The following is a 23,422-nucleotide window of genomic DNA, read 5'->3' on the forward strand; positions in this document are numbered from 1 at the left end:
AGAGCCCCCGCCCTTCACGGACGGGGGCTCTGTACTGCGCGAATGCGCCTCTGGGGGCGATCCGGGGCCCGGATGCTACGGAACGAGCGCCGTGAGCTTGTCCGGATTACGGACGATGTAGACGTCCTGGATGCGACCGTCGACGACGTCCAACTGGAAGACGCTGTCGGGCTTGCCGTCGATGAGGACGAACAGGGACTCGGCGCCATTGACCTCGATGAAGCGGAATTCCAGTTCGGCCGCGTCCCCGAGCACCTTGGCCGCGGTGTGGTGCAGGAACCTGCCCACCTTGTCGGCGGTCTCCAGGACGCGCAGCGGAGCCTTCGTCTTGCCGCCGCTGTCGCCGACCAGCCGGACGTCCGGCGCGAGGAGGGACATCAGCCCGTCCAGGTCGCCCTCGGTCGCCGCGGCGAGGAACCGTTCGGTCAGGTCGCGACGCTCGGCGGGGTCCACCTTGTAGCGGGGGCGGCCCGCGTCGACGTGCTTGCGGGCCCGGCCGGCGAGCTGGCGCACGGAGGCCTCGCTGCGGTCGAGCGTGGCCGCGATCTCGGCGTACGGGAAACCGAAGGCCTCGCGGAGCACGAACACGGCGCGCTCCAGCGGCGACAGGGACTCCAGGACCACGAGGACGGCAAGGGAGACGGACTCGGCGAGCACGGCCCGCTCCGCGGTGTCGGGGACCGTCGGCCCGAACTCGGTGACGCAAGGCTCGGGGAGCCAGGGCCCCACGTACGCCTCACGCCGCGACTGCAGGTGGCGCAGGCGGTCGATGGCGAGCCGGGTGGTGACGCGCACCAAGAAGGCGCGTGGTTCGCGCACTTGGTCGTGGTCGGACGCGGACCAGCGCAGCCACGCCTCCTGGACGACGTCCTCCGCGTCGACCACCCGGCCGAGCATGCGGTAGGCGACGCCCATCAGGACTGGTCGGTGCTCTTCGAAGACGTCGGTCATGCTGTCGGTAGCCACCCTCCCATCCCAGCTCACGGGAGCGCGCCTGTCCAGGCACCGCTTTCTCGAACCGGAGCCTCCCGCCTCTGAAACGAACCGGAGGCTCCTGCCTCTTGTAACGGGCCCCTACTGAGCGGTAATTGTTGCTGACAACGTGTCTAACGTACTCAGGGGCCGTCGCCCGGCGGCAGGGACAGGAGCAGTCATGGCCACAGAGGTCTCCTTCGGCGTCGAGTCGCCCGACGGCCCGCACACGGCGACGATCTCCTACGAACGCGCGGGCGCGGGTGAGCCGTTGCTGCTGCTCCACGGCATCGGTCACCACCGGCAGGCCTGGGACCCGGTGTTCGAGATCCTGGCCGCCGAGTACGACGTGATCGCGGTGGACCTGCCGGGGTTCGGCCGGTCGCCCGTCCTGCCGGACGGGCTGGCGTACGGGCTCTCCACGATGGTCCCCGCGCTCGGTGCGATGTGCGAAGCGCTGGGGGTGGAGCGTCCGCACGTGGCGGGCAACTCCCTGGGCGGGCTGCTCGCCCTCGAAATGGCCCGCGAGAAGCTGGTCCGCTCCGTCACCGCCCTCTCCCCCGGCGGTTTCTGGTCGCCCGCCGAGCGCCGGTACGCGTTCGCCACGCTCCTCGCCATGCGGCGGGGTGCACGCCTGCTGCCGGTGCCCGCCATAGAGCGTCTTTCGCGCAGCGCGGCCGGGCGCACGGCGCTCACGAGCACCATCTACGCCCGCCCTTGGCGCCGTTCACCGGAGGCCGTCGTCGCCGAGACGCTCGCGCTGCGCGAGGCCGCGGGGTTCGCGGCGACGCTGAGGGCCGGGCGCGACGTCCTCCTCCAGAACGATGTGACGGGCCTGCCGATCACCATCGCCTGGGGCACGCGGGACCGGCTGCTCCTGCGCCGGCAAGGGGCCCGTGCCAAGCACGCCATTCCCGCCGCGCGGCTGGTCCGGCTCCCCGGCTGCGGACACGTCCCGATGAACGACGACCCGGCCCTCGTCGCCCGCGTCATCCTCGACACCTGCCGGCGCTGACCGGCGCCCGCCGACCACTCCGGAGCCGAGGGCCACCCCGGCGCCGACGAGCACGCTGCCGACGGCCTGGGGCGCCCCGTACGCGCCGGTGCCGACCAACGGGGCGGTACAGGCCGCCGCGACGGGGATGAGACCGGAGAAGAGCGTGGCCCGCTCGGCGCCGATGCGCTGGACTCCGGAGTACCAGAGCACGAAACCGACGACGGTCACGACGACCGCCTGCCACAACAGGGCCGCGCCTTCGGTGCGGTCCGGCCACCGCACGAAGCCGCCGCCGTCGACGACGAGCCCCAGCACAGCCGATTCGACGGCGGCGACGGCACACACCGTCGCCGCAAGGAGCCGGGCCCCGAGGGGCCGCAGCACGGGGACGGCGAGCACCGCGAAACCGACCTCCCCCAGGAGCGCGCCCACCGAGAACAGGAGGCCCGTCGCGTCCGTGCGGCCCCAGCCCTGCACGGTGAACGCCCCGGCGGCGACGAGCAGCGCGCCGTGCAGGACCACCCGCTGGGGCGTTCGCCGTTCCAGGAGCGGCATCAGGAGGGCGACGACCACGGGAGCGCATCCTACGAAGACACCCGGTACGGCAGGTTCCGCCGACCGTTCCGCAGCGAGGATCGCCAGGTTGAAGCCGACCATCCCCACGGCCGCGAGCAGCGCGAGGCGCCCCCACAGGGGACGCGGCAGCCGGCGCAGCGCGGCGGTGCCGTCCTTGCCGAGCCAGGGCAGCAGAAGCAGAAAGGCCAGGCCGTAGCGCAGGAACTGGCCGCCCGCGTACGGGTAGTCGCCCAGCAGGCTGTTGGCGGTGAAGGAGCCGCCGACGAGGAGGCAGGCGAGGGCCGCGAGGAGCGCCCCGCGTGAGGAGTTCGCGTTCATGCCCCGACGCTAGGAAGCGGGGCGGTCCCCTTTAAGGTCCACTTCTGCGGCCGCTTAGGGGACCACTTTCGCGGCTGCCCCCGTGGACCGCCTTCCCGCGTGGACCGCCTTCCCCCGTGGGCCACCTTCGTAGACAGCTCTTCCGGAGAGGTGCATCGCGCTGACGCCAAAGACCCCCGAGACAGCACACAGTGCCGACGACGACCGCGCAGGGTGGAGCGCCGCCTGGGAGCTGCTGCTGCCCGCCGCGTCCGCCCCCGCGCGCAGCCGTGGCCGCAGCCTGGCGGCGGCCCTGCGGGAGGCCGTCAGGTCGGGGCGGCTCACGTCGGGGACCCGGCTGCCCTCCAGCCGCGAGCTCGCCGCCGACCTCGGCGTCTCCCGTGGCCTGGTCACGGAGACGTACGAGCAGCTGACGGCGGAGGGCTATCTGCGCAGCGGGCGCGGGGCGGGGACGTGGGTGGGCGACGCGGCGCGGGCCGCCGTGCCCGCGGTCCGTAACCTCGCGCCCCGGGACGGCCACGCGCGCGTGGACTTCCTGCCCGGTGTCCCGGATTTGTCCCTCTTCCCCCGCTCCGCGTGGTCCGCCGCCCACCGCCAGGTGCTCGCCGAACTGCCGCACCACATGCTGGGCTACCCGGATCCACGCGGCCTGCCGAGGCTGCGCAGGGTCCTCGCGGACCTCCTGGTCCGGCGCCGTGGTGCGGTCGCGGATCCGGAGCGCGTCATCGTCTGCTCCGGAGTGGCCCAGGCCATGACGCTGCTGGCGCTGGCGCTCCGCGCGCGGGGGCACACGGCGATCGGCGTCGAGGACCCCGGCAGCCCCGAGCACGCCACGCTGCTCGCCGCGGCGGGCATCACGCCGGTGGGCATACCGGTGGACGACGAGGGCGCGGACCCCGCGGCGCTGCGGGAGCGGGGCGTACGCGCGGTCGTCACCACACCCGCCCACCAGTTCCCCTCGGGCATCGGCTACTCGGCCGGGCGCCGCGCCGAACTCCTGGAGTGGGCACGGTCCGTCGACGGGCTGATCGTCGAGGACGACTACGACGGGGACTTCCGTTACGACCGCGCCCCAGTGGGCGCCCTCCAGGGGCTCGACCCCGAGCACGTCGCGTACACCGGGTCGGTCAGCAAATCGCTCGCTCCGGGGCTGCGGCTCGGCTGGCTGCTGGTGCCGGACGGGCTCGCCGCCGAGGTCGTCGAGCGCAAGCGGGTGATGGACCTGGGCAACCCGGCCCTCGACCAGGAGCTGCTCGCCCGGTTCGTCGAACGGGGCGACTACGACCGGCAGTTGCGTCGCTGCCAGCGCGCCTACCGGGAGCGCAGGGACACCTTGGTGGCCGCCTTGGCCGAGCACTTCCCCGGCGTGCGGGTCACCGGCATCTCCGCCGGTCTGCACGTCATCGCCCGGCTGCGGGGCCGCTGGGGGCCGCAGGGCGCCTTCCTGGCGCGGGCGGCGGCGGCCGGTGTCGCGGTCCGGCCCCTGAGCGACTACACCATGCCGACCGCCCCCGCCGACGGAGTCCTCGAAGGCACCACCGGCAACAAAGCCCCAGAAGGCACCGCCGTCGACGGGGTTGACCTGGTCCTCGGCTATGCGCACCTCTCACCTGCCCGGATCGCCGACGGCGTGCGCCTGCTGGCGGAGGCGGTCCAGAAGGCCGGGAAAGCTCAGGAGTTGGACCACGCGCGCGTGCAGAGCACCAAGCGGTAGCCGTCCGGGTCCTCGACGGTGACGCCCCACTCGTTCCAGTAGGGGTTGGGGGACAGGACCCGCTTGCCGCCCTGCTCCTCGAGGCTCGCCACCAGCTCGTCGGGCACCTCCCCGTCGACGTACACGACGAGCAGGTCCTCCTCGGTGGGGCTCGGCCGGACGGGCGCGGCCGCCTCGTGGACGAGTTCGAGGTGCCAGGACGCGTCGGGCCACCCCACCATGAGCAGGTCGTGCTCGCCGGGGGCGCCGCCGCCCTCCGCCCGGTACACCACGCTCAGCCCCAGGCCGTCCACCCAGAAGCGCTCCGCGGCCGCCAGGTCGCGGGACGGACGTGCGACGCGGATGTGGCTCTGACCGTTGACCGGCACGGGACTCCCCCTTCGCTGCGGCACGCCCGGTGACGTGCTCCGATGCCGAGCGTAGGCAGTCGTGGATCTTGCGGCCATCGGTCGTACGTCCCCGGCCGTCCGTCCCCGCCGCGTACGACCGCAGCCCTAGGCCGACGTCCGCCTCGCCCCGGTTCGGGCCGACTCCGCGCGGCGGTTCCCCTCCGCCCGTGGGGAGTTGTTCACTTGTGCTTCGCGTGGACGCTGTGGCGCGGTACCGGCCGGGCTCCCGCACACTGGTCGCACCCGTCAACTGGAGGCGCATTCATGTCGCAACGTCAGCCGAGCCCGTCCCCCCGCCGCCGCAGCGTGCTGCGCGGTTCGCTCGCCGTACCGGCGGCGCTAGCCGTGCCCGCACTGGCCGGGGCGGCTCCCTCGCTCGCGCTCTCGGGACGCCCGAAGGGCGCGTGGGGCGTGCAGGCCGGAGACGTGAGCGCGCACTCGGGGCTCGTGTGGGTCCGCTCCGACCGTCCGGCGCGGATGATCGTGGAGACGTCGGCCACCGAGTCGTTCCGCAACCCCCGCCGGTGGCACGGACCGCTGCTCGGCCCGGACACGGACTTCACGGGGACGACGCCGCTGCGCGGCCTGCCCGCGGGCGAGCAGATCCACTACCGGGTGCTGCTCACTGACCCCGACGACCCGCGGCGCGCGGGCAAGCCCGTCCAGGGCACGTTCCGCACGGCGCCCAGGAGCCGCAAGAAGGACGTGCGCTTCCTGTGGTCGGGCGACATCGCGGGCCAGGGCTGGGGCATCAACCCCGACCGGGGCGGCTTCCGCGTCTTCGAGGAGATGCGCAGGCGGAACCCGGACTTCTTCCTGTGCAGCGGCGACAACATCTACGCAGACAACCCCATCCCGCCGAGCGTCACGCTGCCCGACGGCACCGTGTGGCGGAACATCACGACGGAGGAGAAGTCCAAGGTCGCCGAGTCCCTGGCGGAGTTCCGCGGCGCGTTCCGCTACAACCTGCTCGACGAGAACGTCAGACGGTTCAACGCCCAGGTGCCGTCCATCATCCAGTGGGACGACCACGAGGTGCGCAACAACTGGTACCCGGGGCAGATCCTGGACGACTCCCGGTACACGGAGAAGAACGTGGACGTCCTCGCGGGCCGCTCCCTGCGGGCCTTCAGCGAGTACTTCCCCCTGTCCACCCTGCCGCCGGGCGACGAGGACGGCCGGGTGTACCGGGTGCAGCGGCACGGCCCGCTCCTGGACGTGTTCGTGCTCGACATGCGCACCTACCGCAACGCCAACTCCCCCAACAGACAGCCCGACGACGCCACCGGAATCCTCGGCGCCCGCCAGCTGGCCTGGCTCAAGCGTGAGCTGTCCCGCTCCCGGGCCGTGTGGAAGGTCATCGCCTCCGACATGCCGCTGGGCATCGTCGTGCCCGACGGCAGGACGAACTTCGAGGCCGTGGCGCAGGGCGACCCCGGCGCGCCGCTGGGCCGCGAGCTGCAGATCGCCGATCTGCTGCGGCACATCAAGCACCGCGGGATCACGGGTACGCTGTGGCTGACCGCCGACGTGCACTACACCTCCGCGCAGCACTACGACCCGTCGCGTGCGGCGTTCAAGGACTTCGCGCCGTTCTGGGAGTTCGTGTCCGGGCCGCTCGCCGCGGGCGGTTTCCCCGCGACGAAGCTCGACGCGACGTTCGGTCCCGAGCAGAAGTTCCTCAAGGCTCCGAGCCGGGCCAACACCTCGCCGGCCGAGACCCCGCAGTACTTCGGCGAGGTCGACATCGACGGCGGCAGCGGTGAGTTGACGGTGCGGCTGCGGCAGGAGGGCGGCGGCGTGCTGTTCAGCCAGGTTCTGCAGCCGGGTCGGGTGGGGCAGTAGCCCGCGTGCCGGACTGATCCCGGCCGAATCGCCGCCAAAAGGGGCAGATGGCCTCTTTACCCATCAGTCACAGAGCGTTCGTGATCACGAAACACCGGTCCAGCACAGTGAACGTATGAGAGCTGACATGTCTGACGTGACACGGACCAAGCACGGCCGCCCCGTCCATCACTGGCGGCGCGACGTGGTCGAGCTGGCGGCCCTGTTCACCGCCGTCGCGGTGGCCGACGCCGTGGCGAACATGGTGGGGCACGGCCCCGACGGGCCCGCCCTGCTGTTCGTGTCGGCCGTGGTGCTGCTCGCCACGGCCGGCTTTCACATCTGGTGGGCGCGACGGCACAACCACGCGCCGCCGCCGGCGCACGATACCGTCGCCCGGCCGCCCGCGGACGCGGAGCAGGCCGGGCACACCACGACCGCCATCTCGGGCCCACCCGCGGAGCCGGCCCAGCCGGGCGACACCACCCTGTGGCGCATGCGTACGACCGTGCGGGACGAGCCGGGCTCGCTGGCCTCGCTGTGCGTGGCCCTCGCCGGCCGCCGCATCGACATCCTCAGCCTGCAGGCCCACCCCCTGGCCGAGGGCACCGTCGACGAGTTCCTGCTGCGTGCCCCCGCCGAGCTGTCCGGCGCCGACATCACGCGGTCGATCGCCGGGGCGGGCGGCGCGGGCACCTGGATCGAGCGCGCCGACGCCCACGACCTGGTGGACGCGCCCACCCGGATCCTCGGTCTCGCCACCCGCACCGCGCTCGACGCGGCCGAACTGCCCCTGGCGCTGCGGCACCTCCTGGGCCGCTGCACCATCCGCTCGCTGCCCGCCGCGTCGCGGCCGAAGCCCCGGCAGGACGAGGTCACGCCGTCGGACGGGACCCCGGTCGACGGCGTGCTCGAAGGGACCGTACTGCGTCTGAAGGGCCCCGACGGCGAGGTCATCACCGTCGAGCGGCCCTATCTGCCGTTCACGCCCACGGAGTTCGCCCGCGCCCGGGCCCTCGTGGAGCTCGACACGCGGCTCGGCCCGCGCATCCCCCGGAGCCAGGACGTCCTGACCCTCCCGGAGGGCAACTCCATCACCGTCCAGCGGGCCGACACCACGGACATCGAGGCCGCCAAGGCCATGCACGAGCGCTGCTCACGGCGCACCCTCGACATGCGCTACCACGGCCCGGTGCACGACGCCGACCGCTATCTGAACCACCTCCTCAGCCCCCGCTTCGGCCGCACGCTCGCGGTGCGGACCGCGTCCGGGCGGATCGTCGGCATCGGCCACCTCCTCTGGGACGGCGACGAGACCGAGGTGGCGCTGCTCGTCGAGGACGACTGGCAGCGCCGGGGCATCGGCAGCGAGCTGCTCGGCCGCCTGGTGACGATGGCGGTCGAGGCGGGCTGCGAGAGCGTGTACGCGGTGACGCGGGCGTCCAACACCGGCATGGTGGCGGCGATGCGGGGGCTCGGCCTGCCGCTCGACTACCAGATCGAGGAGGGCACCCTCGTGATCACGGCCCGTCTCGACGCCACGCCGGTCGGCTCGCGGCTGCCGTACGACCACGCGCAGCGCCCCTGAGGCTCTCGGAGCCCGTGTCGGTGGCCACCGGCCCGGGGATGGTGACCGGGACGGGGCCGAGCGCCCGGTCCAGGTCGCGCCACAGGTCCTCGACGTCCTCCAGGCCGCACGACATCCGCAGCAGCCGGTCGCTCACGCCGGCCGAGCGCCGGTCCGCGGCGTCCACCACGCGGTGGCTGATGGACGCGGGGTGCTGGATGAGCGAGTCGACGCTGCCGAGGCTGACCGCCGGGGTGATCAGCCGTACTCCGGCGATCACCCCGTGCGGGTCGCCACGCACCTCGAAGGCGACCATGGCGCCGCCGAGACGCGGATAGTGGACGCGGTCCACACGCGGGTCGGCGGCGAGGCGGCGCGCCAGTTCCGCCGCGTTCGCCGAAGCGGCCCGCACCCGGACCGGGAGCGTGGCCAGGCCGCGCAACAGCAGGTAACCGGCGAGGGGATGCAGCACCCCGCCCGTCGCGAACCGCACCTGGCGCAGCCCGCGCGCGAGCTCCTCGTCGCACGCGACCACTCCCCCGAGGACGTCGCCGTGCCCGCCCAGGTACTTCGTGGCGCTGTGCAGCACGAGTCGGGCGCCGCTCTCGGCGGGCCGCTGGAGCACCGGCGTGGCGAAGGTGTTGTCGGCGAGCAGCGGCACCGTGCCGCACGCGCGGGCGACCTCGGCCAGGTCGAGTTCGGCGAGGGTGGGGTTGGCGGGCGACTCGACCATCACCAGGCCGGTGTCGGGCCGGATGGCGTCGGCGATGCCCTCCGGGTCCACCCAGGTCACCTCCGTGCCGACCAGACCCGCGGTGAGCAGGTGGTCGCTGCACCCGTACAGGGGCCGGACGGCCACGACGTGGCGCAGCCGCGCGGATCCCCGGACGAGAAGCACCGCGGTCAGGGCCGCCATGCCGCTCGCGAACGCGACCGCGCTCTCGGTGCCTTCGAGCCGGGCGAGGGCGGTCTCGAAGCGGGCGACGGTGGGGTTGCCGAGCCGGGCATAGACCGGCGGCCCGTCGTCGACGACACCTTCGGCGGCGAAGGCGTCGATGCGGGCGGCCTCCGCCCGGCTGTCGCGGGAGGGATAGGTCGTGGAGAGGTCGATCGGCGGGGCGTGCAGACCCATGTCGGCCAGGTCGTCCCGCCCCGCGTGCACGGCCTCGGTGGCCAGGGCACGTGGTGGTGACGTCGGGTCGGCGGAGCGCTTGTTCAGTGCTGTCCCAGTGTTCGCTTCCATGCGGCACAGGCTGAACAGCGGCCGGGGCTTCCGGCCCATGTCCCGTGCTACGTTCGGCCGATGGCCGATTCCGTCGCACTGGACCCGGTGGACCTCCACATCCTGCGTCTGCTGCAGAACGACGCCCGGACCACCTACCGTGACCTCGCCGCGCAGGTCGGCGTCGCGCCGTCCACCTGCCTCGACCGGGTGACGCGGCTGCGGCGGTCGGGGGTGATTCTCGGACATCAGCTGCGGCTCGACCCGGCGAAGCTCGGCCGCGGGGTCGAGGCGCTGCTCTCCGTGCAGGTGCGGCCGCACCGCCGGGATCTCGTGGGCCCCTTCGTGGAGCGCGTGCGGGCGCTGCCCGAGTCCCTGTCGCTGTTCCACCTCACGGGACCCGAGGACTTCCTGGTGCACGTGGCGGTGGCCGGTCCTGCGGATCTGCAGCGGCTCGTCCTCGACGAGTTCACCGCGCGGCGCGAAGTCGCGCGTGTGGAGACCCGGTTGATCTTCCAGCAGTGGTCGTGCGGTCCGCTCCTGCCGCCCGACGTCCCGCAGGATCCACCGGGCGAATCATGGTGACGCGCACCCGTCCCGCGTACGAGGATGTCCGCATGTCAGCCACGAAGAACCCGCATCCGAACACCGGCCCCCTGCCCCGCGCCGTCGCCGACGCGTACGTCGACGAGCTCATCGCCCTCGACCCCATCACGGGCACCTACCTCGGCGTGAAGGAGAGCAACAGCAAGCTCCCCGACACCTCCCCCGAGGGCCAGGAGGCGCTGGCGCGGCTGGCACGCACGACCCTGGCACGGCTGGCCGAGGCCGAGGCGCGGCCCGGCGCGGACAGCGACGTCGAACGCCGCTGCGGCCGGCTGCTGCGGGAGCGGCTGACCGCGCAGCTCGCCGTGCACGAGGCCGAGGAAGGGCTGCGCGCCGTCGGCAACCTGCACACGATGCCGCACCAGGTGCGGGAGATCTTCACCGTGTCCCCCATGGACACGGAGGAGGACTGGGCGGCGATCGCCGAGCGGCTGCGTGCCGTACCGGCGGCTCTGGAGGGTTATCGCGCGTCGCTCGAACTCGGCCTGGAACGCAAGCTGTACGGGGCGCCGCGCCCCACCGACACCTTCATCGGGCAGCTCACCGAGTGGGCGGGGAAGGCCGGTGGCGGCGCGAGCGGGCGCGGCTGGTTCGAGGACTTCGCGTCCGCGGGCCCCGACAAGCTGCGCGCCGACCTGGACGCCGCGGCGCTGGGCGCCACCGAGTCCGTGGTGGCGCTGCGCGACTGGATGCGGGACGTCTACGCACCCGCGATCCAGGGCTCCCCCGACATCGTGGGCCGCGAGCGCTACGCCCGCCTGTCCCGCGAGTGCAACGGCACCGATCTGGACCTCGACGAGGCATACGCGTACGGCTGGTCGGAGTTCCACCGGCTGCTCGCCGAGATGAGGACGGAGGCCGAGAAGATCCTGCCCGGCGCGGCCACTCCGTGGGTGGCGCTCGCCCACCTGGACGAGCACGGGGCGCACATCGAGGGCGTGGAGGAGGTGCGGGTCTGGCTGCAGGAGCTCATGGACGAGGCCATCGACGCCCTGGACGGCACGCACTTCGAACTGGCCGAGCGGGTGCGGAAGGTGGAGTCCCACATCGCCCCGCCCGGCGGCGCCGCCGCGCCCTACTACACGGGCCCGTCCGAGGACTTCTCACGCCCCGGCCGCACCTGGCTGCCCACGATGGGCGAGACCCGCTTCCCGGTCTACGACCTCGTGTCCACCTGGTACCACGAGGGCGTGCCCGGCCACCACCTCCAGCTCGCCCAGTGGGCGCACGTCGCGGAGAACCTCTCCCGCTACCAGGCGACCGTCGGCATCGTCAGCGCCAACGCCGAGGGCTGGGCGCTGTACGCGGAGCGGCTCATGGACGAGCTGGGCTTCCTCACCGACCCGGAGCGCAGGCTCGGCTATCTGGACGCCCAGATGATGCGGGCGCTGCGGGTCATCGTCGACATCGGCATGCACCTGGAGCTGGAGATTCCGGCGGATTCGCCGTTCCGTCCCGGTGAGCGCTGGACACCCGACCTCGCCCAGGAGTTCTACGACGCGCACTGCAGCCGCCCCACGGATTACGTGACGAGCGAGATGACCCGCTACCTCACCATCCCGGGCCAGGCCATCGGCTACAAGCTGGGGGAGCGCGCCTGGCTGCTCGGCCGGGAGAACGCGCGGCGTCGGCACGGCGACGCGTTCGACGCCAAGGCATGGCACATGGCCGCGCTGTCGCAGGGCTCGCTGGGCCTCGACGACCTGGTGGCCGAATTGTCCGAGCTGTGAGCACCGGGTTCCTCTTCCCGTCCGATCCGCTGCGCGCCGCGCGGCCCGACCCCGAGTTCGCACCGGAGGTCACGGCCGCGCGCGCGACCGGCGCCGAGGTCGCCCTCGTCGACCACGACGCGCTGCTGGCCGGTGACGCAGCCGGCGCCGTCGGACGGGTGCCGCGCGGTTCGGGGCCGTACTGGTACCGGGGGTGGATGGTGCCGGTCGCGCGCTACGGAGAGCTGGAGCGGGCTCTCGCGGCGCGCGGCTGCGTCCTGCTCACAGGGTCCGGCGCGTACGGCCGCGCCCACGAACTGCCCGGCTGGTACGCCACGTTCGAGCGGGCCTCGCTCACGCCGCGCAGCGTCTGGTGCGCGGCGGCTCCGGGTGAGCCGCCCTCGGCCGAGCGGCTCACGGAACTCGTGGCGCCGCTCGGCCCCGGCCCGGGGGTCGTCAAGGACTACGTGAAGTCCCGCAAGCACGAGTGGGACGAGGCGTGCTTCGTACCCGAACTGGCGGACACCGCGCGGCTGTCCGCGGTGGTCGGCCGGTTCTTCGCGCTCCAAGAGGAGAGCCTCGCGGGCGGGTTGGTGGTACGCGCCTATGAGCCGTTCGTCGCGGGAGGCGAGGCCCGCGTGTGGTGGCTGGACGGAGAAGCGCTGCTCGTGACCGCACATCCGGACACCCCGGACCGGGCCCCGGCTCCCGAACTCGGCGCCGTGCGCGGGGCGGTGGCGGCGCTCGGCTGCCGGTTCGTGACGACGGACCTCGCGCTGCACACGGACGGGCGGTGGCGGGTCGTGGAGGTGGGCGACGGGCAGGTCAGCGGGTTGCCGCGGGGAGCCGGGGACGCCGCCACGGCGACCACCACGCTGTACGCCGGCCTGGCAGGCGTCCCAGTGGGACGGGCCGACGACGTCAGTGGCGACAGCCGCCCTCCGAGTCGATGACCTGCCCGGTGATCCACTCGGCCTCGTCCGTGGCGAGCCACGCGATGAGCCGGGCCGGGTCGTCCGGCATCCCCCACCGCCCCGCCGGGAAGCATGCGGCGACCGCGTCGTACGCCTCACCCGTGAGGTAACCCGTGTCCACAGGGCCGGGGTTGACGGAGTTCACGGTGATGGCGAGGTCGGCGAGCGCGGTGGAGAGCGTGCGGGTCGCGGACGCCAGCGCGCCCTTCTGCAGGCTGTACGCGATCTCGTCCGGCATGCCGCCCGCGATGTCCTGCCCCGACGTCATCATCACGACACGTCCGCCGGGGGTACGGTCCGGCAACCGCGCACGCAGCCGGGCGTACGCCTGGACGAGGAGGATCACGGAGCGGGTGTCGACCGCCCAGTGCGCGTCGAGCATCGCCGCGTCGATCGCGTCGAGCGTGCCGTCGCTGCCGCTCAGCGCGTGGTTGGCGACGAGGATGTCGATCCGGCCGCCGAGCGCGTCGGCGGCCGTGTCGACCAGGCGCGCCGGGGCGTCGGTCTCCGTCAGGTCGCCCGGTCCCGCGTGGACCGGTGCGTCCGGGTCGCCGAGTGCTTCGCGCACCCCGGCGACGACGGCCTCCGGGCGGTCGGCGCCCCAGGGCATCGCCGCGTCGTGCGGGACGTGGTGGTGCAGATAGACCCCGGCACCGTATGCGGCGAGCCGCCGGGCGACGGCGTATCCGATGCCGCCGCGTCGGCTGGCCCCGGTGACGAGCGCGGTGCGTCCGCGCAACGGCAGCGGGTCACGGCGGAGTTCTGCGGGTGAGGGCTGCGGCAGGTGAGGCATGACAGACCATGCTGGACTCCCGGGCCCGCACGCGCACCCAAATTTTCGCGCCTCCTGCGCGCGTTGGGCGCTTGGACGGTCGGACGTGGCTGCTCAGCAACCGCAGTCGTCGGCGTCGACCGGCGCGGTGAGCGCGTCGGGCACGTGCCGCTCGCGGCCTTCCCACGTCTCGTACTCGAAGCCCTCGCGCACCCAGTACTCGAAGCCGCCCAGCATCTCCTTGACGTGGAAGCCGAGTTGGGCGAGGGCGAGGGCCGCGCGGGTCGCGCCGTTGCAGCCGGGTCCCCAGCAGTAGGTGATGACCGGCACCGACTTGTCGAGGAGCACCTCCGCCTGCTCGGGGATGAGAGCGGTCGGGAGGTGGATGGCTCCGGGGACGTGCCCCTGGTCCCAGGAGGCGGTGGAGCGAGTGTCGATCACCACGAAGCCCGGGTCGCCGCCGACGGCGAGGGTGGAGGCCACGTCGGAGACGTCGGCGTGGAAGGCGAGGCTGGCGCCGAAGTACGCGGCGGCTGCCGCCGGTGAGGCGGGAGGCACGCTCAGGACCCGGTTCGCACCCGGGTTCCCGGCTTCCGTGGCGTTCGTGTCGCTCATGATGTCCGTCTTGTTCATGGCAAAAAATCTACGGGCGGCGACCGGAAGGCTGAAGCGCTGAACCCCGGCGTTCCGCGGGTGACGCCGTCGAATCCCCGGCACATGGCGCGTATCGCACGGCTTTCCCGTATCGGCCGCGCAGGCGAGGCCAACAGGGTTGTCGCGAAAGGGCGTTGTCAGGGGCGCACCCCTTCCGCCGAGAATGGTCCGGACCAGGGAACGGTTTGATCATGCAGTGGGCCGCAAGGCCACCCACAACACCAGGGCGCCGCCGAGCAGCCCGAACGGCGGCGCCACACAGGAAGCCCCGCCCGCCTCTTGCGCCACGCACAACTCCTCTGCCAGATTCACCCCTGCCACACATGGCATGCACGCGACAGAAAAACCCGCCTTCCGAGCGTGCCCTCGGGCTGCATACGTATGCGGCCTTGTCCTCATCCAGGACGCTTCACCCCCACACGATGGAGACGAACATGCGTATATCCAGACTCGTCCCCGCACTCGCGGCCACCGCCCTCGCCGTTCTGGGGCTCGCCCCCACGGCAGCGGCCCAGACCGCGGCCCGCGCGGACGCCCCCGCCGTGACGGCCCGCAGCAACGGACCCCAGCCGATCATCGGCGGCGGATACGCCAGCAACGCGCCCTGGGCCGCCAGGCTCTTCTCCAACGGCCGGCAGACCTGCAGCGCCACGATCATCGCCCCGACCTGGATCCTCACCGCGAAGCACTGCGTCAGCGGCGGCGGCCTCTCCTTCCGCATCGGCAGCCTCGACCAGACGTCCGGCGGCACCACGGCCAACGGCATCAGCATCAGGAACCACCCGTCCTCGGACCTGTCCCTGGTCCAGCTGGACCGCTCCGTCGCGGGCACCTACGCACGCCTCGGCAGCCCGGGCTCCGTGTCGGTGGGCCAGACCGTACAGGTGTACGGCTGGGGAGCGACCTCCCAGTGCGGCTCGGAGATCAACTGCCAGTCCCGGCTCCTGAAGGTCGCCAACGTCGTGGTGACCGGCGGCTGCCGTGACGCCTACCAGGGCCAGGCCATCTGTGCCCGGCGCGGCGACGGCATCACCGCGGGCGGCGACTCGGGCGGCCCGATGATGGCCAACGGCGTACAGGTCGGCGTGGCCTCCACCAGTGACCGCCAGACCACGACCGCGTACACGAACGTGACGGCGTACCGCTCCTGGATCCAGAGCATCGCGGGCGTCTGACACTCGCACTAACACCTGCACTCGGGTCCTCGGGTACCCCTCGGATACGCCTCGGGTACGGACAATCCCCGGCCGCCTCTTGAACGGCCGGGGATTTCCCTGTTACCTCTCGGGGATGACCGGATATTCCACGGACGCCACCGACTGGCGCATACTCGACGTCCTCCAGCGGGAGGGCCGCGCCAGCTACGCCGAGTTGGCGCGCGCCGTCTCGATGTCCGCGAGCGCCGTCACCGAACGCGTGCGGCGCCTGGAGGAGGCGGGGGTGATCCAGGGGTACGCGGCGGTGGTGGACCCGGACCGCCTCGGCCTGCCGATCCTCGCATTCGTGCGGCTCCGCTACCCGAACGGAAACTACAAGCCTTTCCACGACCTGGTCGAGGTGACCCCGGAGATCCTGGAGGCGCACCACGTCACGGGCGACGACTGCTTCGTCATCAAGGTCGCCGCCCGCTCGATGCAGCACCTGGAAGAGGTGTCGGGCAGGATCGGCTCACTCGGCTCGGTGACGACGAGCGTCGTTTACTCCTCCCCTCTGCCCCGTAGACCACTGGGCCGCTGAGACCACTGGGCGGCTGACGACTACTGGGCGGCTGCCCCTCCCCGGAGGAGAGAGTGGTAACGTCGCTCTCTTCTCCGGCCCGGCCGGACGGAGTCCAGTCAGGCACCCCATGACCGACCCGCACCAGCGCCTCCAGAACGCCCTCGACGCCCTGGACGTCGCCTTCGCCCCGCTCGCCGACCTGCCGTTCCCCGTGAGCGGCTGCACCTACTGCTACGCCGAGTCCGATCTCGAAGCCGTCGCCGGGCCGGTGGACCTGGTGCCGGAGGATCTGATCCCGTACGTCGCCCACGAGGCGACGAACCACTGGGACGACTTCCCCGGCCTGTACCGCAGACTGACACCCCGCATCGTGCGTGCGCTCACCGAGGGCCGACTCCTCCACAACATGGTGGCCTCCCGCTTCCTCGCCGCGGGCTGGCGGGCCTGGCCGGCGCCCGAGCGAGCGGCGCTGGAGGAGGTCTGGCACGCCTGGTGGCGCTCGGCCCTGCACAGCCACCCCGGCACCACGAACATCCGCGACGTACTGGAAGTGCTCGCGGTCACCACAGGCACCCTGACCCCCTGGCTGACCGAGTGGGCGGCGACCCGCACAGAGGCGTCCGACCGTCACCTCGCGGACGCACTCGGCACCTGGCTCATCGAGGACGACATCGCCGACCTGCAACTCGGCTTCTACGACGAGGTGTACGCCGCACCTGAACTGCTCCGCTGGCTCTGCTCCCTGGAAAGGGGGCGCGTCAACGCCGCCCAGCTCAAGGAGATAGAGCGCATCGTGTGCGGCTGAGGGGACGCCTCACATCGAGCCCCGTTCGCCGGGCGCGGCGGCGGTGCGGCCGACCTCAACGCCTCCGGTTCATCACGACCTTCCGCCGAACTGCCAGTTGTGGACTTCGATGTCGGCGTACCGGTCCGGGGTCAGGACGTTCCGTGCCGCGTCCGGGTCCGGCGCCCTGACCAACGCCGCCGTACCCAGCCAGTCGGCTCCGCTGTCGGACAGCAGCGGCCCGTAGGCGATCAGTTCGTCCTGGTCGGGCGGCACGGCGACATCGGCTGCCTGGCCCGCCCCGAGGCCGAGCACCAGATACCGGTTGCCGCCGGCCCGCCCACCGGGGAACTCCCACATGGTGCGCCCCAGCAGGTTGCGCCACCGTCGCAGCAGCACGTCCCGGTAGACGCCCGCCTGGTAGTTCGGCTCGTCGAAGGCGAACGCACGGGCAGCGGCGGGATCGGGCAGGTCGACGATGTGCAGACTGCCGGTGGGCGTCTCACCGTCGTCGGCGAAGGTCGGCCCCCGGGCGATCATCTCCTTCGCGTACTCGTCCATATAGGACCAGTGCTCTTCCAACAGCTCGTCACGCAGTGGCAGGGAGCCGGACCGGTCACGGTGGTAGCAGAGAAACTCCATGCCAAAGGATCTCTTCACGGGGCTGCCAGGTCCAGGGGTTTCCTGCCAAGGTCGTTCTCCTCCACGCTCAGATCCCGCCCCGCTGGTGGCGAGGATGGAAAGGGCTGACGAAGCGGCGGTTCTCGATCTCTACCGGACGCTTCCCATCAGCCTGCGGCCCGGCTCGTCCGCCGCCAACCGCTTCGACCTCACCGGCACCGAGGGCGGCGCGGTCATGGCCGGTGCCGACGGAGGCTTCACCGGCAAGGGCGCCCACCTGGCGGTGGTCGATGACCCGATCAAGGGTGCGGCCGAGGCCTCCTCACCCTGGACGGTACGGTCATTGCACCCGGTACGGTCGACCGTCATTGCAAACTGAGTTTGTGGCCGTGGGTTGCGTCTTCAGAACACACGAAGACGTTCAAGGAACCGCCTCGGCCCACGGTCACATGCGTAGGGATGTTCGCGCCCGCTACAGCAATGCGATCACGGTCTTCCAGAGGGATCCAGCTGCGCGCACCTCCATCCCACTCGTGACTGGCGATGGTCAACAAGAGTCGCATGGGGGCGCCGCAAGAACAGACTTCTTCGAATGGTCCGGTCACTCCCCATGAGGCATAGCCCCCGACCTTCCATCCTGGCGCAATGGAGAGGTCATGATGGTAGGTGACGAACTCCTCCTCGCCGGATTCCTCAGCTTCTTCTTCGAGTTCTTCTTCCCATTGTTCAATTCGATATTGCAGGTTCTCGCCGAAGAGTTCTTGATATTCGTGCTCCAGCACCTGCTCGGGGTCCACCGTGCAGGGCTCGGGCACGTACCCCTCGCTGCCGACGACTTCGGGGGTCGGAGACGTTTCGAGGACCTCACCGCACTCGGCCGAGTTCCGCCACCGCAGGTGGACGCCCGGGGTTCGTGGGGTGCCGTGCGCGTCGAATGGGCACCACAGCACCTGGAGGAGGTCACGGCCGTCGGGGGGCATGAGGCCCGGGACGTCCTTGGCGAACAGCTGGGCCAGCGGGAGGAGGGGGATCGGGTCGGTCTCACCGAGGCCCGGGACGCGATGCTCCTGCTCCAGCACCGACAGTGCGGCCAGGTCCTCCGTAGAGGGCCCCGTCTCGGGATGACGCCGCCATGCCTCCCGCAGGGTGTGACGCTCCTGATGTACGTCTTCGACGCGTCGCCCTCTGTCTCGCGCATGAGGCTCCTGACAGGTCGGCCAGGGCTCGTGTGCAGGCCACAGGAGGGGACCACCGACTGAACTGTCGGTCGGTTTCGGCGTTCCGGGGCGCGGGTGGAGCCGCGTGCACATTCGTCGGTGGCTGGACAGTTCGGGGAACTGTGCCTCGACGTCCACCGGTCGCGGCGGGGTGGTGCGCGTCATGATGGTCCTTGGCGTCGCAACGGTTGCCTCATGGCTCCGGGACGGGGATGGTACCTGTTCGCACTCCGCCGGATTGAGCCCACCCATGCACGAACCGACACGGGTCACCATGACCGCAACCTGCCGCGCCCCCGGACGCCCTGTAGCGGGGCGGCCGGCTCCATCGGGCCCCGCCCCGGAGGTCCGAATAGCGAGTAGTCGCCTTGGGGTGCAGAGTCGCCTCGAGAAAGCCAACCATGGTCATCTGCCGCCCGGGCAGTTGCGGAAAAGCAGGGATGGACAGCGATTGGTACGGCATCGAAGGACTGAGCCCTCAGACCCCGCCCCGCTGCCGCACCACCGACCCGGCCCGCCCCTTCACGACCTCCAGCTGCGCGTGCACGCGCCGTCGGAGGTCCGCGACGTGGCTGACGATGCCGACGCTGCGGTCGCGTTCGCGCAGGGAGTCCAGGACGTCCAGGACCTCGTCGAGGGTCTGGTCGTCGAGGCTGCCGAAGCCCTCGTCGATGAAGAGGGTGTCGAGTCGGACGCCGCCCGCCTCGTCCGTGACCACGTCGGCGAGGCCCAGGGCGAGTGCCAGGGAGGCGAAGAACGTCTCCCCGCCCGACAGGGTCGCCGTGTCACGTTCACGGCCCGTCCAGGCGTCGACGACGTGCAGGCCGAGGCCCGAACGGCCGCGGCCCGCGCGGTCGTCGGAGTGCACGAGGGTGTAGCGCCCGGACGACATGCGCCGGAGTCGTACGGTCGCGGCCGCGGCCACCTGTTCCAGGCGGGCGGCGAGCACGTACGACTCCAGGCGCATGCGGCGTTCGTTGTCCGCCGAGGTGCCCGCGGTGAGTCCTGCGAGCCGGGCCACCCGGTCGTACGCGGCCCGCAGGGGGCCCAGCTTGCGCATCGTGGCGAGCGCGTGGGCGGAGAGCCGGTCCAGTTCGGCGCAGCGGCGTGCGGCGGCGTCCCGCGCGGAGGCGGCGTCCCGCAGGCGTCGGTTCGCCGCGTCGGCCGCGGCCTGTGCGGTCGGGAGGTCGGCGGGCGGTCGCTGGGCGGCGGCGGCCGTGTCCGGCTCGGCGAGGACGGAGCGCACCGCGGCTTCTTCGTTGCGCCAGGCGTCGATGCGGTGCTGGAGCTCGCGGTACCGGGCGTCGTCGAGCAGGGCGGCCGCCGCGGCCGTCGGCGTGTCGAAGCCGGCGCGGAAGGCCGCGTCGGCGAGTCGCGCGTCGGCGTCCTTCAGGCGCTCGGCGGTGTCGTCGGCGGCGCGTGCGGCGTCGGCGGCCTCGGTGAGCAGCGCGGCCTGCCGCTCCAGCTGGGCGGCGCGTGCGGCGACGCTGTCCGCAGCGCCCCGCGCGCGGGTCAACTCCGCTTCCAGGGGCAGCTGTTCGCGCTCCAGGGCGTCGCGCAGCGTCGCACGGGAAGCGGCGCGCCGGGCGGCCTCCTGCTGCTCGGCGAGCCTGCGGTCGTACTCGCGCTCCGCCTGTGCCAAGGCCTCCCGGGCGGCGTGCAGACCGGAGGCGCGTTCTCGGGCCTCTGCGTAGGCCTGCCGCAACTCTGCGACAGCTGTGGCGAGTTCGTCGACCGTGGAGTGGATGTCGGGGGACGCTTCCTTGGAGGCGGTCTCCCCCACAGCGCTCGCCTCGTTCGGTTCCGTCACCGGGCCGCCCCTGGCCGCGGCCGTCGCCGCCGCCAACGATTCCCGTACGTCCCCGAGGGCGCGCTCGGCGGCGGCGCGGGCCTCGTCCGCGCGGCGGTGCTCGGCGAGGGCGGCCTCCTCGGTGTGGCGGTCCACGTGTCCGGCGATCTTCCGCGCGGGGGCGGGGTGCTTCGTGGCGCCGCATACCGCGCAGGGTTCGCCGTCGGTCAGGTGCGCGGCCAGTTCGGCGGCGATGCCATTGAGGCGTTGCTCCTTGAGGGCGAGCCAGTGCTCGTGCGCGGCGGTGGCGGACTCGCGGGCGGCGAGGGCGCGTTCCTGTGCCGCCGCCGCGTCCTGGGCGAGCCGGTCGCGGCGGCGGGCCGCGTCGAGGCGGGCCTGGGCCGGTTCGAGGCGGCCCGCGAGGCGCTCGGCGCGGGTGGCGGCTTCCTGGGCGGACTCGATGCGCTCCTGGAGCGCGGTCCGGGTCGCCTCCCAGCCGTCGAGCCAGCCGGACGCGTCCTGGAGCAGTTCGTCGTCGGCCCGCTCCTGGCGGTCCAGCGTCGCGCGTTCCGCGGTGATCTCGGCGGTCCGCCGCTCGGCGCGCCGGGCCGATGTGAGGCCGCCCAGCTCCTCGGCGGCCGTCCGGGCGGCGGCGGCGAGGCCCGCCGCGCCGTGGGAGGCGAACGTCTCGGGCAGCAGGCCACGCGCGCGTGCCTCCGCTTCCGTGGCGCGCCGGTGTTCGGCGTCGGCGGTGTCGCGCAGGCCGAGCGCGGGCGCGACCGTCTCGGCCTTGCGGGCCCGTTGCAGACGCTCTTCGAGGTCGCGCTGTTCGTCCACGCGCGCGTGGAGCTGCTCGGCGCGTGACTGCGCTTCGGCGAACCGGCTCTGCAGCCGGTCGAGTTCGCGTACGTCACCGAGCCTGCGCTCCGCCGCCGCCTGGGCGGATTCGGCGGCCGTGAGCGCGCAGTCGGCGACGGTGAGGCGTTCCCGAGCGGTCGTGCGGGCGACGGCCGCCCAGGTGAGGACGGCGTCCGCCAGGCCCGGGTCGCCGGGCGCGAGGTCGGGCAGGGGCACTTCGGCGTCGCGGCCGTCGTCGTCCGCGGCCTGCTGCATGCGGTGCGCGTCGGCGAGGAGCGCGGCGTCACCGTCCTTGACCTCGGCTTCGGTGGTGCGCCGCTGCTCGGCGAGCCGCTGTTCCACGGCGGCGAACCTGCGGGTGTCGAAGAGCCGCCCGAGCAGCTTGCCCCGCGCCTCCGCGTCCGCGCGCAGGAAGCGGGCGAAGTCGCCCTGGGGCAGGAGCACGACCTGGCAGAACTGCTCCTTGCTCATGCCGAGGAGCTGGGTGATCTCCTCGCCGATCTCCTGGTGGGACCGGCTCAGGTCCTTCCAGGCGCCTGGGGTCGCTTCGGCGTCGTACTCGCGCAGCCAACTCTGTGCCTTCTCGGTGGTGGTGCCCGTGCCGCGCTTCTTGGGGCGCGCCCACGGAGGCTGGCGGGTGATCTCCAGGCGCCGTCCGGCGACGGTCAGTTCGAGGCACACTTCCGTGCGCGTGCCCTGCTGCGCGTGGTCGCTGCGCAGCGTCATGCCCTGTCCGCTGCCCTGCCGGGCGCCCGGCACCGAGCCGTAGAGGGCATAGCACACGGCGTCGAGGACGGAGGTCTTGCCTGCGCCGGTCGGGCCGTGCAGCAGGAAGAGTCCGGCGGCGCTGAGGTCGTCGAAGTCGATGTCCTGGGTGGTGCCGAAGGGCCCGAAGGCGGTGATGCGGAGCCGGTGGAGCCTCATCGGGCGACCTCGCGCAGCGTGTCGTCGGTGCGGACCGCGTCGAACGCCGAACGCAGCACTTCCTGTTCCTCCTCGTCGGGCCCCGCGCCGCGCACATGGGTCACGAAGTCCTCGGCGACCTGCTGGTCGCTGCGGCCCTGGAGGCGCTGGGCGTACGAGACGTCCGGGTCGTCGGGGGCCCGGTCCGGGGCGAAGACGAGGCTGAGGGTGTGCGGGAACCGCTCGCAGAGGCGGGCCATCGGGTCGTCGGGGCGGACCGCGTCGGTGAGGGTGGCCTCGACCCACGCCTCTTCGTGGCGGGCGAGACCGGGGTCGTCGAGCAGGTCGGCGAGGGTGCCCCGGATGCGGGCGAGCGGGCGCGGCACGGGGCAGTCGACGCGCTCGGCGTCGATCTCCCCTTCCGGGCCGAGGTCGACGAGCCACATGCTCTTGCGGTGGTCGGCCTCGGAGAAGGAGTACGGCAGGGGGGAGCCCGAGTAGCGCACGCGCGTGGAGAGGGTCTGGCTGCCGTGCAGGTGGCCGAGGGCTGCGTAGTCCACGCCTTCGAAGACTCCGGCGGGCACGGCGGCGACCCCGCCGACCGTGATGTCCCGTTCGCTCTCGCTGACCTGGCCGCCGCTGACGAAGGCATGGGCGAGGACGACGGAGCGGGTGCCCGGCGCGCGGGCGGCGAGGTCGGCGCGGACCCGGTCCATGGCGGCACCGAGGACCGCCTCGTGCCCTGCCTTGGCCACTCCGAAGGTGTCCTTGACGAGGGCGGGTTCGAGATAGGGCAGGCCGTAGAACGCCACGTCCCCGTGGCGGTCGGTGAGGATGACGGGCTCCGCGCAGGCGGCCGGGTCGGTGCGCAGGTGGATGCCGGCGCGGTCGATGAGGCCCGCGCCGACGCCGAGGCGGCGCGCCGAGTCGTGGTTCCCGGAGATCATGACCGTCGGCACGCCGAGGTCCGCGAGCCGGTGCAGGGCGTCGTCGAAGAGCTCGACGGCGGCGAGCGGCGGCACCGCCCTGTCGTACACGTCCCCGGCCACCACGACGGCGTCCACGTCACGCTCGCGCACGGTCGCCAGCAGGTGACCGATGAACGCGGCCTGGGCATCGAGCATGTTCACGCGGTGGAACGATCGCCCCAGATGCCAGTCGGACGTGTGCAGAAGCCTCATGATTCCCGAGACTATCGGGCGGGTCGGACATCACGGGTGGCCACTCCCGTAACTCC

Annotated in this window: 20 protein-coding genes and 1 pseudogene; 11 read left to right on the forward strand and 10 right to left on the reverse strand. The window is 72.5% G+C overall.

Features of this window, described 5'->3' with window-relative positions; translation table 11 throughout:
* Window positions 1-75: 75 nt before the first annotated feature.
* A complete protein-coding gene (gene sigJ / locus ACH4D5_RS25600; protein WP_398306769.1) occupies window positions 76-966 on the reverse strand; it encodes an RNA polymerase sigma factor SigJ in 891 nt (296 codons plus the stop codon).
* Between the two features lie 187 nt (window positions 967-1,153).
* Between sigJ and ACH4D5_RS25605 the strand changes: the two genes are divergently transcribed.
* A complete protein-coding gene (locus ACH4D5_RS25605) occupies window positions 1,154-1,987 on the forward strand; it encodes an alpha/beta fold hydrolase (protein WP_398306771.1) in 834 nt (277 codons plus the stop codon).
* An 87-nt stretch (window positions 1,988-2,074) separates the two neighbouring features.
* Here ACH4D5_RS25605 and ACH4D5_RS25610 read toward each other — a convergent pair.
* Window positions 2,075-2,863 (reverse strand): annotated as a pseudogene (locus ACH4D5_RS25610) (EamA family transporter); the annotation flags it as partial.
* Between the two features lie 160 nt (window positions 2,864-3,023).
* On the opposite strand from ACH4D5_RS25610, the gene ACH4D5_RS25615 reads away from it, so the two are divergent.
* Window positions 3,024-4,577, forward strand: coding sequence for a PLP-dependent aminotransferase family protein (locus ACH4D5_RS25615; RefSeq protein ID WP_398307092.1), 1,554 nt, complete (start codon window positions 3,024-3,026; stop codon window positions 4,575-4,577).
* On the opposite strand, the gene ACH4D5_RS25620 is transcribed toward ACH4D5_RS25615, so the two are convergent.
* Window positions 4,535-4,945: a VOC family protein gene (locus ACH4D5_RS25620; protein WP_398306773.1), complete on the reverse strand. Its 411-nt coding sequence runs from the start codon at window positions 4,943-4,945 to the stop codon at window positions 4,535-4,537. The genes ACH4D5_RS25615 and ACH4D5_RS25620 overlap by 43 nt on opposite strands.
* A 285-nt stretch (window positions 4,946-5,230) precedes the next feature.
* On the opposite strand from ACH4D5_RS25620, the gene ACH4D5_RS25625 reads away from it, so the two are divergent.
* Window positions 5,231-6,811, forward strand: coding sequence for an alkaline phosphatase D family protein (locus ACH4D5_RS25625; protein ID WP_398306775.1), 1,581 nt, complete (start codon window positions 5,231-5,233; stop codon window positions 6,809-6,811).
* 127 nt (window positions 6,812-6,938) lie between these two features.
* Window positions 6,939-8,378, forward strand: coding sequence for a GNAT family N-acetyltransferase (locus ACH4D5_RS25630; RefSeq protein WP_398306777.1), 1,440 nt, complete (start codon window positions 6,939-6,941; stop codon window positions 8,376-8,378).
* Here the strand turns inward: ACH4D5_RS25630 and ACH4D5_RS25635 are convergent.
* Complete coding sequence (locus ACH4D5_RS25635) at window positions 8,311-9,600, reverse strand: trans-sulfuration enzyme family protein (protein WP_398306779.1); 1,290 nt, start codon at window positions 9,598-9,600, stop codon at window positions 8,311-8,313. The genes ACH4D5_RS25630 and ACH4D5_RS25635 overlap by 68 nt on opposite strands.
* A 60-nt stretch (window positions 9,601-9,660) precedes the next feature.
* On the opposite strand from ACH4D5_RS25635, the gene ACH4D5_RS25640 reads away from it, so the two are divergent.
* Genes ACH4D5_RS25640 through ACH4D5_RS25650 form a run of 3 tightly spaced genes read left to right on the forward strand, consistent with a single transcriptional unit; the run spans window position 9,661 to window position 12,847 of the window.
* Window positions 9,661-10,164, forward strand: a complete 504-nt coding sequence (locus ACH4D5_RS25640; protein WP_398306781.1) for an Lrp/AsnC family transcriptional regulator — start codon at window positions 9,661-9,663, stop codon at window positions 10,162-10,164.
* 32 nt (window positions 10,165-10,196) lie between these two features.
* Complete coding sequence (locus tag ACH4D5_RS25645) at window positions 10,197-11,915, forward strand: DUF885 domain-containing protein (RefSeq protein WP_398306783.1); 1,719 nt, start codon at window positions 10,197-10,199, stop codon at window positions 11,913-11,915.
* Complete coding sequence (locus tag ACH4D5_RS25650) at window positions 11,912-12,847, forward strand: ATP-grasp domain-containing protein (protein ID WP_398306785.1); 936 nt, start codon at window positions 11,912-11,914, stop codon at window positions 12,845-12,847. Before ACH4D5_RS25645 ends, ACH4D5_RS25650 begins: the two co-directional genes overlap by 4 nt.
* Here the strand turns inward: ACH4D5_RS25650 and ACH4D5_RS25655 are convergent.
* Complete coding sequence (locus ACH4D5_RS25655; protein ID WP_398306787.1) at window positions 12,816-13,661, reverse strand: SDR family oxidoreductase; 846 nt, start codon at window positions 13,659-13,661, stop codon at window positions 12,816-12,818. The genes ACH4D5_RS25650 and ACH4D5_RS25655 overlap by 32 nt on opposite strands.
* A gap of 93 nt (window positions 13,662-13,754) precedes the next feature.
* Complete coding sequence (locus ACH4D5_RS25660) at window positions 13,755-14,273, reverse strand: rhodanese-like domain-containing protein (protein ID WP_398306789.1); 519 nt, start codon at window positions 14,271-14,273, stop codon at window positions 13,755-13,757.
* A 455-nt stretch (window positions 14,274-14,728) separates the two neighbouring features.
* On the opposite strand from ACH4D5_RS25660, the gene ACH4D5_RS25665 reads away from it, so the two are divergent.
* The 3 genes from ACH4D5_RS25665 (at window position 14,729) to ACH4D5_RS25675 (ending at window position 16,818) form a co-directional block, all read left to right on the forward strand.
* On the forward strand, window positions 14,729-15,469 hold the full coding sequence (locus ACH4D5_RS25665) for a S1 family peptidase (protein WP_398306791.1): 741 nt from the start codon (window positions 14,729-14,731) through the stop codon (window positions 15,467-15,469).
* A 115-nt stretch (window positions 15,470-15,584) separates the two neighbouring features.
* Window positions 15,585-16,031 carry an Lrp/AsnC family transcriptional regulator gene (locus ACH4D5_RS25670; protein ID WP_398306793.1) on the forward strand — a complete coding sequence of 149 codons (447 nt, stop codon included), beginning with the start codon at window positions 15,585-15,587 and terminating at the stop codon, window positions 16,029-16,031.
* 109 nt (window positions 16,032-16,140) lie between these two features.
* The gene (locus ACH4D5_RS25675) at window positions 16,141-16,818 is read left to right on the forward strand and encodes a hypothetical protein (protein WP_398306795.1); all 678 of its coding nucleotides are present in this window, start codon (window positions 16,141-16,143) and stop codon (window positions 16,816-16,818) included.
* A 72-nt stretch (window positions 16,819-16,890) separates the two neighbouring features.
* On the opposite strand, the gene ACH4D5_RS25680 is transcribed toward ACH4D5_RS25675, so the two are convergent.
* Window positions 16,891-17,439 carry a YciI family protein gene (locus ACH4D5_RS25680; RefSeq protein ID WP_398306797.1) on the reverse strand — a complete coding sequence of 183 codons (549 nt, stop codon included), beginning with the start codon at window positions 17,437-17,439 and terminating at the stop codon, window positions 16,891-16,893.
* Window positions 17,440-17,533: 94 nt separating this feature from the next.
* Between ACH4D5_RS25680 and ACH4D5_RS25685 the strand changes: the two genes are divergently transcribed.
* A complete protein-coding gene (locus ACH4D5_RS25685) occupies window positions 17,534-17,797 on the forward strand; it encodes a hypothetical protein (protein ID WP_398306798.1) in 264 nt (87 codons plus the stop codon).
* On the opposite strand, the gene ACH4D5_RS25690 is transcribed toward ACH4D5_RS25685, so the two are convergent.
* The 3 genes from ACH4D5_RS25690 to ACH4D5_RS25700 form a co-directional block, all read right to left on the reverse strand.
* Window positions 17,784-18,800 (reverse strand): hypothetical protein, encoded by a 1,017-nt coding sequence (locus ACH4D5_RS25690; RefSeq protein WP_398306800.1) that lies wholly within the window; start codon window positions 18,798-18,800, stop codon window positions 17,784-17,786. The genes ACH4D5_RS25685 and ACH4D5_RS25690 overlap by 14 nt on opposite strands.
* A 313-nt stretch (window positions 18,801-19,113) precedes the next feature.
* Window positions 19,114-22,206, reverse strand: a complete 3,093-nt coding sequence (locus ACH4D5_RS25695; protein ID WP_398306802.1) for an AAA family ATPase — start codon at window positions 22,204-22,206, stop codon at window positions 19,114-19,116.
* Window positions 22,203-23,366, reverse strand: a complete 1,164-nt coding sequence (locus ACH4D5_RS25700) for an exonuclease SbcCD subunit D (RefSeq protein WP_398306804.1) — start codon at window positions 23,364-23,366, stop codon at window positions 22,203-22,205. The genes ACH4D5_RS25695 and ACH4D5_RS25700 overlap by 4 nt, the downstream gene beginning before the upstream one ends.
* Window positions 23,367-23,422: the final 56 nt, after the last annotated feature.

Origin of the sequence: Streptomyces sp. NPDC018029, assembly GCF_044327655.1 — a bacterium.
Classification (GTDB): Bacteria; Actinomycetota; Actinomycetes; order Streptomycetales; family Streptomycetaceae; genus Streptomyces.

Excerpts from the sequence above, each read along its gene's own strand:
- ACH4D5_RS25660 (WP_398306789.1), bottom strand. The coding sequence starts at position 14,273 with ATGAACAAGACGGACATCATGAGCGACACGAACGCCACGGAAGCCGGG.
- ACH4D5_RS25640 (WP_398306781.1), top strand. The coding sequence starts at position 9,661 with ATGGCCGATTCCGTCGCACTGGACCCGGTGGACCTCCACATCCTGCGT.
- ACH4D5_RS25635 (WP_398306779.1), bottom strand. The coding sequence starts at position 9,600 with ATGGAAGCGAACACTGGGACAGCACTGAACAAGCGCTCCGCCGACCCG.
- ACH4D5_RS25685 (WP_398306798.1), top strand. The coding sequence starts at position 17,534 with ATGGAAAGGGCTGACGAAGCGGCGGTTCTCGATCTCTACCGGACGCTT.
- ACH4D5_RS25605 (WP_398306771.1), top strand. The coding sequence starts at position 1,154 with ATGGCCACAGAGGTCTCCTTCGGCGTCGAGTCGCCCGACGGCCCGCAC.
- ACH4D5_RS25645 (WP_398306783.1), top strand. The coding sequence starts at position 10,197 with ATGTCAGCCACGAAGAACCCGCATCCGAACACCGGCCCCCTGCCCCGC.
- ACH4D5_RS25655 (WP_398306787.1), bottom strand. The coding sequence starts at position 13,661 with ATGCCTCACCTGCCGCAGCCCTCACCCGCAGAACTCCGCCGTGACCCG.
- ACH4D5_RS25625 (WP_398306775.1), top strand. The coding sequence starts at position 5,231 with ATGTCGCAACGTCAGCCGAGCCCGTCCCCCCGCCGCCGCAGCGTGCTG.
- ACH4D5_RS25695 (WP_398306802.1), bottom strand. The coding sequence starts at position 22,206 with ATGAGGCTCCACCGGCTCCGCATCACCGCCTTCGGGCCCTTCGGCACC.
- ACH4D5_RS25675 (WP_398306795.1), top strand. The coding sequence starts at position 16,141 with ATGACCGACCCGCACCAGCGCCTCCAGAACGCCCTCGACGCCCTGGAC.
- ACH4D5_RS25670 (WP_398306793.1), top strand. The coding sequence starts at position 15,585 with ATGACCGGATATTCCACGGACGCCACCGACTGGCGCATACTCGACGTC.
- ACH4D5_RS25680 (WP_398306797.1), bottom strand. The coding sequence starts at position 17,439 with ATGGAGTTTCTCTGCTACCACCGTGACCGGTCCGGCTCCCTGCCACTG.
- ACH4D5_RS25690 (WP_398306800.1), bottom strand. The coding sequence starts at position 18,800 with ATGACGCGCACCACCCCGCCGCGACCGGTGGACGTCGAGGCACAGTTC.
- ACH4D5_RS25700 (WP_398306804.1), bottom strand. The coding sequence starts at position 23,366 with ATGAGGCTTCTGCACACGTCCGACTGGCATCTGGGGCGATCGTTCCAC.
- ACH4D5_RS25630 (WP_398306777.1), top strand. The coding sequence starts at position 6,939 with ATGTCTGACGTGACACGGACCAAGCACGGCCGCCCCGTCCATCACTGG.
- ACH4D5_RS25665 (WP_398306791.1), top strand. The coding sequence starts at position 14,729 with ATGCGTATATCCAGACTCGTCCCCGCACTCGCGGCCACCGCCCTCGCC.